Below are 11,557 nucleotides of genomic sequence, written 5' to 3' on the forward strand. Positions count from 1 at the left end.
CGACCTTATTACAGTACTATTCTGTACGGTTTTGAAAGGCTCAAAAATGACGACCCCTTTCCCCCATACCCCCGATTTCACCGGCCCACTCTACACGCCCTCAAGATTCGAGGGTGAAGTGTTCGACCTCGAGGTGGTCGGCCAGATTCCTAACGAGTTGAACGGCGCCTTCTATCAGGTTGCGCCTGACCCGGCCTACCCGCCGATGCTGGGCGACGACATCTTCTTCAATGGCGACGGGGCGGTCACGGCCTTCCGGTTCGCCGGAGGCCATGTCGATCTCCAGCGTCGCTATGTCATGACTGACCGTCTGGCCGCCCAACGCGCCGCGCGGAAGTCGCTCTTCGGTCTCTACCGCAATCCGTTTACGGACGATGAGAGCGTGCGCGAGCTGAGCCCCAGCACGGCCAACACCAATATCGTGCCTTTCGCCGGCCGCTTGCTGGCGCTGAAGGAGGACAGCCTTCCTTATCTGGTCGATCCCGAGACGCTCGAAACCATGGGCGAATGGGATTTTGAAGGCCAGATCGGCCGAACGCCCTTCACGGCCCACCCAAAGATCGACAGCCGTTCCGGCGCGCTGTGCGCCATGGGTTACGAGGCCAAGGGGCTGGGAACCCGCGACATCGTCTATTACGAGTTCGACGCCGCCGGTAAAAAGCTGCGCGAGATATGGCTCGAGGCGCCCTATGCGGGGATGGTCCACGACTTCGCGGTGACCGACAACTGGATCATTTTCCCGGTTCTGCCGATGACGGCGGACGCGGATCGCATGGCTCGCGGCGGGCGGCATTTCGAATGGCAACCGAACCTGGACTATCAGTTCGGCGTGCTCTCGCGCACGTCCGACGCCCAGGGTGTTCGCTGGTTCAGAGGGGCGAACTGCTTCCAGGCGCACGTGCTCAACGCCTTCGAGGCCGACGGCAAGCTCATCCTCGACATGCCGAGCGCCAGCGGCAATGTCTTCACCTTCTTCCCCGAAGCCGATGGATCCGTCCCCGATCCACAATCGCTGCGGTCCGAACTGACGCGCTGGACAATCGACCTGGCCGCCGAGAGCGATGAGGCCGTGCCCTCAACCCTGTTCGCTCAGCCTTGCGAGTTCCCCCGCTGCGATCCCCGCTATGCCGGGCAGGCCTATCGTCACGCCTTCGTCCTCGCACTGGATCCCACCCTCCCCTTCCAGCATGAGGCCTTAGGCCCATGGCCGTTCCAGTTCTTCAACCAGTTGGCGCACGTCGACACACAGGGCGGCGGGTTCGAAACCTGGTTCCCAGGAGACGCCGAATGTTTCCAGGAGCCCACCTTCGTTCCGCGATCACAGGATGCGGCGGAAGGGGACGGCTATGTGCTGGTCCTCGTGAACCATTTGCTGACCCACACGACTGAACTGGTCATCCTCGACGCGTTGAAGGTCGCGGACGGCCCGGTCGCTCGCGTGAAATTGCCGGTCCGGCTTCGCATGAGCCTGCACGGCAATTGGCTCGACGCCGGTCCTTCGGCCTGACCATGACGGGCGGCCTCAAGCGCGCCTGGAAGCAGAGCGGCGCTGAAGGCCGTCCAGGCCTGCCAAACCTGATCGATCCCCAGGCGTCGCTGTTCGCCGCCTATTCGACTGGGGCGGCCCTGATTGCGCTGGTCGCGGCGACCGGGTTGGGAATCTCTCACCCCTACTGGGCGGCGATGACGGTGTGGTTGGTCGCCCAGCCGACCCGAGACCTGCTGCTGGAACGATGCGCCGTTCGTCTGGCGGGCACCGCCCTGGGCGCGGCAGCGGGCTGGTTGCTGTTGATGAACCTCGGCGCCCAGGCCTGGACGCTGATGGTCGGGATTGCGGCATGGCTCAGTCTCTGCATCGCCAGCGCAATGGCGCTCAGACATTTCAAGACCTATGGCCTGCTTCTGGCGGGCTATACGGCTTGCATCGTCGCCATGGCGGGATGGGCCGATCCGGTCCATCAGGATGCGCTCGCCCTGGGGCGCGTGGCCTGCACGGTGATCGGCGTCGTCTGCTCCACGCTCGTCAGCGGTCTTTTCCTCAAGCCCAGCCAACGCGATCCCTTGCGTATAGCGCTCCAGCGCTTTGCGAGGCTCGTACTTGAGCAGGCGGCCGACGACCTTGATGCGACCCGGCGTCCGAACCGGGCGGACATGCGGATCCTGACGGATGTCGGGATGATAGGCGGATTGGCGGATCAGGCCGGAGCCGGTTCGATTCGCTGGGCCAACCGCGCCCGATGGGCCCGGCACGTCTTGGCGGCCGGCCTGACGGTCTCGGCCGAGGCGCGGCTGGCGGGTTGGCGAGCGCCACCCAGCCTGGCGACCAGCGCTGCGCTTCGCGAACAGGCGGACAATCTGGATCGCGCGGTGCGTTGTGCGCCTGTCGGCGACGCCGGTCCCACGACCCCCGACCGCCGAATCGACGTCGCGCGACGCGACCTGGTGCGCGGACTGGCGGCGTTCGACCGTTCCATCGCCAGCCGGCGTCATGGATTATGGGGCATAGAGGCGATCGCCTGGCGCGATGTTCTGCAGGCGGCCGGGCGCGCCGTTCTGGCGCTCGCCGTCGTCGCCGGAATCTGGCTGGCCACAGGCTGGAGTCACGGTCCCGCCATGGTCATGTCCGCCGCCATCTTCGTCACCCTCTTCTCAGCCCACGACAATGCTCAAGCGGCGACGGCGCAGGTGCTGCGGGGCTCCGTGGTCGGCGCGGCCTGCGGGGTGATCTATTGCCTCTGGCTTCAGCCCCGCCTTCAGGGCGATTTGGCGCTGATCGCCGGACTCACGCCATTTCTCGCGCTCGGAGCCTACGCCATGGCTCGTCCGGCGACGGCCAAGGCCGCGATAGATTACAACATGTGCTTCCTGCTTGTGGCTCAACCCCTGGCGCACATCGGAACGACCGCCTCGGAGAGCCTCGCGCAGGCGCTGGCGATCATCCTGGGCGTCGCGGCGGCCTGGTTGGCCTTTTTGCTGATTGCGCCTGCCACCCCGGCGGCCCGGGTGCGGCTGTTGTATCGGTCCGTGCTGGACGATCTGGGCGCTGTGCTGAGATCCGACAGGCCTACGACGGCTCGTCGTCGATATATCCGCCTGACGGTTCGTTGCGCCCAACTCGCCTCATTAGGATCGCGGACCCGAATAGGCGCACCTACCGACCTCGTCGATCTTCTCGCTGCGGCGTCCGCCGCCGTGGACCATGTGGAACGAACAGGCCCCGTTTCCCGAGCCGCGCCGCCGCCATTGCAGAATGGCGGAGACTGGCGCGCCTGGACCGCCGCTCTGGAAAACGCCGCATAGATCGATTGGCGTTTGACAGCAATATTCCGGTATTTTAGGAATATTGCAGCACTCGTGATTGAACACGAGCGGAGGAAGCCATGACAATTCGTTCGGCACGCCCGGATTCCTGCCTAACCGCAACCCTGCACCATATCGTCCTGAATACGCCCGATCCCGAGGGGCTGGCCGACTTCTACCGTCGCGCCTTGGGCTATCGGATCGAGACGGGCCCAGAAGGCGTGATCGGTTATGCCGCCGATCGTCGTGTTCGCTTTGTGAACGGCCCTGGCAACTCGTTGGCCTGTGCAGGTTTCGCTCTTCCCGACGCGGAGGCCCTGTCGCGCCTGCGTTCGCGACTGGCCCTAGCAGACGTGACGTCCAGCGATGGGGAAGACGTCTTCTTCGAAGATGCGGTCCAGGTTTCCGACCCGGACGGCAACCAATACAAATTCGGCCTGCTGAGGCCGGCGGTCGCGTCAGACGCCCTTCAAGAAGTCGCCTCTCCCCTTCCTCCCGCGCGCCTTCAGCATGTCGTCATCGCCAGTGAGCAGCCGGAGCAGATCGCGCGTTTCTTCACCGAGGTTCTCGGCTTCACCCTGTCTGACGACGTGGTTGATGAACGAGGCGGCGTTCGGACCTCCTTCCTGCGTTGCAGCGAGGAGCACCATAGTTTCGCGGTCTTCAAGGCGCCGCGCGCGCGCTTCGATCACCACTGTTATGAGACGCGGGACTGGAACGCCATCCGTGACTGGGGCGACCATCTGGCCGAAGAACGGATCAAGATGACCTGGGGGCCGGGGCGTCATGGCCCAGGCAACAATCTGTTCTTCTTCATCAATGACCCGGACGGAAACTGGCTCGAGCTTTCCGCCGAGCTTGAAGTCGTGTCGCATGACCGCCCCGTGGGCCGGTGGCTGCACGAAGAACGGACTTTGAACTTCTGGGGCCAAGGCATTCTGCGCAGCTAGACGCCGCCTCTTCAACAGACAGGAATAAACCGATGAAACTGGCTAGTTTTGTCACGAACGAGCGCGCCAGTTGGGGCGTTGTCGAAGGTGACGGAGTGCGCGATGCAGGCGCTGTTCTGGCGGAGCGCTACTCCGACCTCAAGGCCATGCTCGCCGACAACGGCTATGAGGCCGTGCGAAACGCTCTGCCGCAAGCCGAACTGCTGACCAAAGATCAGTTCCACTGGGCGCCGGTCATTCCGAACCCGGCGAAGATCCTCTGCGTGGGCCATAACTACGAAAGCCATCGCCAGGAGACCGGACGCGCCAAGACGGGGCATCCCTCGATCTTCACCCGGTTTGCCGACAGTCAGATCGGACATGATCAGCCGCTCGTCCGCCCCACGGTCTCGACCCAGTTGGACTATGAGGGAGAGCTGGCCGTGGTCATCGGCCTTGGCGGTCGAGCGATCGCCGAGGAAGACGCGCTCCGACATGTCGCCGGCTATGCTTGCTACATGGACGCCTCGGTGCGCGACTGGCAGTGGCACACCCAACAGTTCACCCCCGGCAAGACCTTCCCCGGCACAGGCGGCTTCGGTCCCTGGCTTGTGACGGCCGACGAGATCCCCGATCCCCAGTCCCTGAGCGTGACAACCCGCCTCAACGGGGCCGTCATGCAATCCCAGCCGACGTCGGAGATGCTGTTCCCCGTCGCCCGCATCATCGCCTATGTCTCGGCTTTCACGCCGCTCTCCGCAGGCGACGTCATCGTCAGCGGAACCCCGGGCGGCGTTGGGGCCAAGCGCCAGCCTCCGGTCTGGATGGCGCCGGGAGATGTGGTCGAGGTCGATATCCCCGGCGTGGGCCTGTTGCGCCACGCTGTCGTGCAAGAGGCGTGAGATGACAGCCTCCGCTTCCAACCCGGCGAAAATCTATGACGTCCTGATCGTCGGCGGAGGGCCGACCGGATTGACCCTCGCAAATCTGCTGGGACGCTATGGCGTTGACGCCCTGCTCATCGAGCGCAACGGGACGACCGTGCAGGAACCCCGCGCGGTTTCGATCGACGACGAGTCCCTTCGCACCCTTCAGTCCGCCGGCGTCATAGATGCGGTCTTGCCGGACATCGTCCGCGGCTATGGCTCGGAATATTTGACCTCCAAGGGCTCTCGGTTCCTGAAAGTCGAACCCACGACGACGCCCTACGGCTATCCGCGCCGCAACGCCTTTCGTCAGCCCCTGCTGGAAGCGACGCTGCGAGACTGTCTGACCCGCCATTCGCGGATCGAGACACTGTTCGGCTGGACTCTTACCGCCCTTGCTGAAGAGGATGGCGTCGTTGAGGCCACCGCCTGCGACAGCGATGGCCAGGAGCGCGCCTTCAAGGCGCGGTTCGTCGTCGGCGCCGATGGGGCAAGCAGCACGGTGCGTCGCCTCATGAACCTGAGCATAGACGGCGACAGCTTCCATGAGCGCTGGTTGATCGTCGATCTGGAGAACTCCCCCTCCACCAGTCCCGACACCATGGTGTTCTGCGACACCCGCCGCCCCTGCGTCGCTCTTCCCGGACCGCATCACACCCGGCGGTTCGAGTTCAAGCTCCTCCCCCACGAGACCGCCGAGACCATGACCGACGACGCGGTCGTGGAAACCCTGCTGGCGTCCCATGGCGCGGCCGGGTCCAGTCGCATCGTCAGAAAATGCGTCTATGGCTTCCATGCTCGCCTCGCTGCGCGCTGGTCGCTCGGGCGCGTCTTCCTGGCCGGCGACGCCTGCCATCTGACACCGCCTTTCGCCGGTCAGGGCATGAACAGCGGTCTGCGCGACGCTCATAACCTGGCCTGGAAGCTCGCCCACGCGGTTCGCGGAACCCTGCCGATTTCATTGCTGGCGACCTATGAGTTGGAACGGCGGGATCATGTGCGGGCCATGATCGACCTCGCGCTGCGGATGGGTCGGATCATGGCTCCTTCATCGGCCCTGAACGGCTTCCTGACCCAGAGCGGCTTCAGGCTTCTCAACCTGTGGCCTGCGGCCCGCGATTACTTCGCTCAGATGAAGTACAAGCCGGCTCCACGCTTCGCCGAGGGGCTGCTGCTGGACGATGGACGGACGACACGACGCACCTCCGTCGGCCGCCTGTCGCCACAGCCGATGGTCCGAACCATCAATGGGGATCAGCTGCTCGACGACGTGCTTGGAGACGGTTTCGCCTTGCTCGGCTTCGGATCTACGGACGCGGTCCGGACGGCGCTTACTTCGACCGCATTCGACCGTTTCGCCGCCCGCCGCGTCCTGGTGACACGTACGCCTCCCGTAGAGACGGACGATGGGGTGGTGATGGTCGATGACGCGGCCTCCGGCCTGGCGCGTGGACTGGACTCTCCGGAAGGTCGGCTGTTCCTGGTTCGTCCTGATCGATACGTCCTGGGGGCGTTCACGCCGGAACAGGCGGAGCATTTTGTCCGGCGGCTTGAGGGCCTATGGCCTCAGTCGACGTCGTCCGCCTCTGGTTCAGACCGGCTTCCCGCCGCCGCCTGAGCCCGCAGGGTTTCGCTGACGGCCAGGGCCTGGGCGCCGATCCGCTCGATAACCTCTGTCTCCTCCGACGGCAGGTCTTCGGCGCGCGCCACGATCCCGAGACTGCCCACGACCCCGTCCTCGTCGAAGACCGCAGCCGAGATCCCGACCAGGCCGGGGTCGAGTTCGCCACGGGTCACGAGGGCGGGCGCCTTGCGCATCCGGCGCAGGTTCACCTTGAACGAGTCCCAGTCGTCGCCCAGTCCCGCCGCCGAAATCTCGGCTGCGTCCGCCTTCCAGAGCTTTTTGACCATTCGCGGCGCAAGATGGGTGAGAATCGCCTTGGAGGCCGCCCCCCGATAGAGCGGCATCGGCCGGCCTCGCTCGTAGCTGATCGCAAGATCGCCCGGCGCAGCACAGAACTGGTCCACGCACATCACCTGCATCCGATAGCTACGGCACACCAGGGCGGTCGTCCGTGAGTGCAGGCCCTCGACGACCTGAGATAGCGAGCCTGTTGCGGCCGCCACCAGCCGATCATGCCGGCGCGTGACTCGGTCGAGGGCGATGACGGCGGGTCCGACCGTGTAGATGCCGCTGCGTGTGGCGGTTAGAAGCCCAGCGTCCACCAGGCTTCGGAAATACTCATAGGCCGTGCTGCTGCTCGCCATTCCAAGGCGGCGCATGGCGTCGTCGACCGTCCACTCCGGTTCTTCGAGTGTGAACAGGCCAAGCACGGCCAGCACGCGGTCCGCAGTCGCCACGATCTCTCCCTTTTGAAGACCCTTTGGATAGGGCGGGCCTGTCCCAGTCCGCAACCCCAGGGCGGAAAAAAGAATAGGCCCCGCGCGTTTCCGCGCGGGGCCCTAACCGTAAGTATTGCGGCTCAGATCGCCTTGACGCCCAACCTGACAGCCAAGGGAACCAGGATCGTCAGCGCCACGCAGGCGACAGCCACCAGGAAGACCGCGCTGGTCAGCCCGCCTGCCATCACCGTCAGGGGCACCATGAGCACGGGGCTGAGGAACTGCCCCGTCCAGAAGCTCGTTTGCCAAAGGCCCGTACCTACGCCGCGCTGCGCCAGCTCGAGACGCTCCATTGCGGCGTTCAGGAAGGTCGGCAGGCCGATCCCTCCGCCAAAACTGGCCAGGGCCAACCCCGCGCACAACAGGGGATAGGACCGGGCGGCCGCCGACAGACCCAGTCCGGCCGCGAGGAAGACGAAGCAAAGACCGCCGACCACGGCGAGCGGCAGTCGCCGAAGTACGACGAAGGTCAGGGTCCCGAGAACGACCGCCGTATTGGCGATGGCCGAAGTCGCGCCTACCGCGCCGGGCGAGAGCACGCCGACGCCGTTGACCAGATAGGGCAGCTGAATCTGGGCGACGTAGAAGCCGAACGAGAACAACAGGGTCGTCAGACAGATCAGCGAAAGGGCTGTGATCGGGAAACGCGTCTTGGCGATCAGCCCTTGCGCTTGCCGCCCGACAGCCTGGCCTGCCGGAACCATCAGGAACACGAGCGGCAGGAAGACCAGGGCGATGCCGTAAACAGCAAAGGGAGCCCGCCAGCCGGTCTCGCCCAGCAGCCCGCCGATCACAGCGAAGATCACAGCCGCCATCGAGGCGATGGCGGTTTGAAGCGACAGAAGACCTTCGCGAGCGCGTCCTGTGTAAAGGTCTCCGATCAGGGCGGTCGAGCAGGTCATGATGAAGCCCTCGGCTACGCCCATGCCGGCGCGGGCGAGGATGATGTGGCCGAGATCGTTCAGGACGAAGGGCGTCAGGCCAAGGATGGCGTAGGCGACCAAGGCCCCCATCAACAGACGGCGGCGCCCCACGCGGTCCGCCAGCCAACCGGCGATCCACGACGACAGAGCAATCGCCAACGCGGGCGCAGTCAGGGCCACCGACACCAGGAGACGCACATTCGGCGTGTGGGGAAAGGCGGCTTCCATCTGGGGAAGAATCTGGGCGACCAGCAAGGTGCCGGCGATCGGTAGACAGGCCAGAAGGGCGAGAAGGACGCCGGGAGCGCGACGGGAAAGGGATCCCCCGTTCACATCATCCGGCATATAGGCGGCGGAATGCATGGCTGGAGCTCCGGCTTAGGTCAAAAGGGGCGAATGAACTGGGCGTTGAAGCGAGGGCCTGACGACATGTTCTCGACATGCACCGGGAAATAGAGGTTCAGATTGACCATGCCGGCGGGCAGCCGGTCGAAATGCAGCCCAGGGCCGACGTAGAGCGCCTGGCGCTTGGTGTCGGGGATGTCGATCCCGTTGATCTGGTCCTCGTTGAGTTGCTGCAAGGCGTAGCCGTTCAGCCCGAGCGAAAGGCCGCGCGAGACTTCTTTGGACACCGTGAAGCTGGTCCAGATCAGTTGCCCACCCTGGCCATCCTCAAAGGTGAAACCTGGAATGGAGGGCGGATTCGGAATCTTGTCGGTTTCGAAGGCGTAGAGGTACTGCGTCCGGCCGGACACTTCCCAACCCGGCGCCGGCAGTAAGGTCCAAGCCACATAGGGGTTGATCGACCACGCGCCCGAACCCTGGTTCAGATCGCGGCTTTCATCGACATCTCCCGTCGGCGCGAGGACATCCAAGGCGATACGCGCCGAGGCCACAGGGCGCCCCTGACGGATCAAGGGGGCGAACTGGATGAAAGGCCCGAACGTCAGGTCGCCGATCCCCAGGCCGTTATCGACGAGCTGTCCTCCAGCAGGTCCGAAACTGGCGTCAATGTTCGTGAACGGCATAAGGACGTCGAAACCGAGCGCGCCGCCGGCCACCTTGAACCGTGAGACGTACGACAGTTGGAAGTTTACGGTCGTCGTATCGATCTGAGGGTCGTCGAAGCCGGGGTTGTCGTCGCCATCCGCATTCTTCATGGCGTCATTGGCCTCGTACCGCAGATAAGCCAGGGCGGTAACGCCGGGCCTCAGCGTCGAGAAGCCGTCGTAGAAGCTGGTGCTGCCCAGGTTGATGCCATTGGGCGGCCCGACGAGCGCCGGGATTGCGGAAGCAGGCAGGGCCTCGGCGCTGGCGTTGTTGGCCGGCAGGCTCAGGCCAGCCGTAATCATGCACGCCGCAAGGGCGCGCGCCGTCGTCGCATTCATGGGTTTTCCTCTCCAGGTGCCGGGAGGCGTGGACCGCCGCCTCGTCAAACTTGAAGAAGGATCGGACTCGAAGCCGTCTTTAGTCAAGCGATTTTCCGTTATATCCGGAAAATTGGGATTTTTGACATTTCAGACAAAGAGAAGGGCCCGGGTTGCGCCCGGGCCCTTTGGAGAAGATCAACTAGACAAATGCCTGTTTAGAAGGGGTAATCCCTGGGCGTCTCCTGAACGGTGATCCAGTGGTCCGTGGTCAATTCGTCGATGATCCAATCACCATTGAAACGACCGATCCCGCTGTTTTTCTCGCCCCCGAACATGTTGTAGGGGCTGTCTTGGATCGAGATGTCGTTGACGTGCGTCATGCCGGCCTCGACCTGACGCGCGAACCGCAGGCCTCGTGCGGTGTCCTGGGTGAAGACGGCGCTGGACAGGCCGAAGTCCACGGCGTTCGCAAATGCGAGGGCCTCGGCCTCGTTGGACGCCTTGATGATCGGCGCGATAGGCGCGAACTGTTCCGACTGGGCGAAGGCGCTGTCATTCGGCACGTCGATGAACACGTGCGGCGGTACGATCTGCCGCTCCCCGTCCCCGCCCAGCCGCTGTGTAAGGCCGGCCTCGCGCGCCATCTCGATGCTCCGCCACGCCGCCGCCGTCTGTTTGGCCGTGGTCAGCGGACCGATATGGGTCGAAGGATCCGCAGGATCTCCAACCTTCAGCCCCTTCACCCTTGCCACGAAACGCTCGACGAACTCGTCATAGAGGCTGGCGTCGACGATGATGCGGTTGGTGCTCATGCAAATCTGGCCATTGTGCAGGAAGCGAGCGAACACGGCGGCGCGAACAGCCTGGTCCAGATCCGCATCATCCAGCACCACGAACGGAGCATTGCCGCCCAGTTCCAGCCCGACATGCTTGAGGCGAACACCCGTAGCAGCCAGTTCGGCAATGCGCTGGCCGACGCGAGTCGAGCCGGTGAACGAGATGAGTTTGGGAATCGGGTTCAGGGTGAAGGCATCCCCGATATCGCTCGTGTCGCCGACGATGACGTTCAGCAGACCGGGCGCAAGGCCCGCCTCTTCGTAGATCTTGGCGATCAGCAGACCGCCCGTGATCGGGGTGTCCTCGGCCGGCTTCAAGACAACGGCGTTGCCCATGGCGAGCGCCGGGGCGACTGACCGGTGGGACAGATGGAAGGGGAAGTTCCACGGGCTGATGACGCCGACGACGCCCAGCGGCTCACGAAACACAAAGCTCTGTTTGCCGGGCACGTCGATGGGCATGATGCGCCCCCGCACCCGCGACGGCAGGTTGATCGCCTCGAGCACCCCGCCGCGAACCGATCCCCATTCTATGGTCGCCTTGAGAAGGGTGCTGCCGGTCTCGCGCACGATCCAGCCGATGATCTCGTCCTTTCGCGCGTCGATGATCTTCAGCACCCGGTGGAACAGTTCGCTGCGTTCATTGTGCAGCGCCTTGCTCCAGATCTTCTGAGCCCGATAGGCGGCGGCGTAGGCGTCATCGAGATCCTGCGCGTCCGCTAGCGCGATCTCGGCCACCATCTCGCCATTGTAGGGATTGTCGTCGGCCTTGACCTTGCCGGAGCGCCCCTTGCGCCAGGCGCCGTCGATAAACTGTCCGTCGAACGCCGTGTAGGGCGCCAGTGATGAAGTCATGGGGGGCATCCTTTT

9 protein-coding genes are annotated in these 11,557 nt (G+C 64.4%); 5 read left to right on the plus strand and 4 right to left on the minus strand.

Annotated features, from left to right (window positions below; translation table 11 throughout):
- The first annotated feature begins 46 nt into the window (after positions 1-46).
- The 5 genes from ACW177_RS09040 to ACW177_RS09060 all read left to right on the plus strand — a co-directional run bounded on the left by ACW177_RS09040 (position 47) and on the right by ACW177_RS09060 (position 6,773).
- A complete protein-coding gene (locus ACW177_RS09040) occupies positions 47-1,507 on the plus strand; it encodes a carotenoid oxygenase family protein (RefSeq protein ID WP_492025394.1) in 1,461 nt (486 codons plus the stop codon).
- Positions 1,480-3,300 (plus strand): FUSC family protein, encoded by a 1,821-nt coding sequence (locus tag ACW177_RS09045; protein WP_492025395.1) that lies wholly within the window; start codon positions 1,480-1,482, stop codon positions 3,298-3,300. The genes ACW177_RS09040 and ACW177_RS09045 overlap by 28 nt, the downstream gene beginning before the upstream one ends.
- An 80-nt stretch (positions 3,301-3,380) precedes the next feature.
- Positions 3,381-4,250 carry a VOC family protein gene (locus ACW177_RS09050; RefSeq protein ID WP_492025396.1) on the plus strand — a complete coding sequence of 290 codons (870 nt, stop codon included), beginning with the start codon at positions 3,381-3,383 and terminating at the stop codon, positions 4,248-4,250.
- Positions 4,251-4,282: 32 nt separating this feature from the next.
- Positions 4,283-5,131 carry a fumarylacetoacetate hydrolase family protein gene (locus ACW177_RS09055; RefSeq protein ID WP_492025397.1) on the plus strand — a complete coding sequence of 283 codons (849 nt, stop codon included), beginning with the start codon at positions 4,283-4,285 and terminating at the stop codon, positions 5,129-5,131.
- A gap of 1 nt (position 5,132) precedes the next feature.
- Positions 5,133-6,773 (plus strand): bifunctional 3-(3-hydroxy-phenyl)propionate/3-hydroxycinnamic acid hydroxylase, encoded by a 1,641-nt coding sequence (locus ACW177_RS09060; RefSeq protein WP_492025398.1) that lies wholly within the window; start codon positions 5,133-5,135, stop codon positions 6,771-6,773.
- Here the strand turns inward: ACW177_RS09060 and ACW177_RS09065 are convergent.
- From ACW177_RS09065 to ACW177_RS09080, 4 genes are all read right to left on the minus strand, one after another.
- Positions 6,722-7,516: an IclR family transcriptional regulator gene (locus ACW177_RS09065; RefSeq protein ID WP_492025399.1), complete on the minus strand. Its 795-nt coding sequence runs from the start codon at positions 7,514-7,516 to the stop codon at positions 6,722-6,724. The two genes, ACW177_RS09060 and ACW177_RS09065, sit on opposite strands and share 52 nt — an antisense overlap.
- A 122-nt stretch (positions 7,517-7,638) precedes the next feature.
- Entirely contained in the window at positions 7,639-8,844 is a 1,206-nt protein-coding gene (locus ACW177_RS09070) for an MFS transporter (RefSeq protein ID WP_492025400.1), read from the minus strand.
- A gap of 20 nt (positions 8,845-8,864) precedes the next feature.
- On the minus strand, positions 8,865-9,869 hold the full coding sequence (locus ACW177_RS09075) for a SphA family protein (protein WP_492025401.1): 1,005 nt from the start codon (positions 9,867-9,869) through the stop codon (positions 8,865-8,867).
- Between the two features lie 197 nt (positions 9,870-10,066).
- Positions 10,067-11,542: an aldehyde dehydrogenase family protein gene (locus ACW177_RS09080; protein ID WP_492025402.1), complete on the minus strand. Its 1,476-nt coding sequence runs from the start codon at positions 11,540-11,542 to the stop codon at positions 10,067-10,069.
- Positions 11,543-11,557 lie beyond the last annotated feature (15 nt).

The sequence above is a fragment of the Brevundimonas sp. AVps23W genome, from assembly GCF_058681395.1.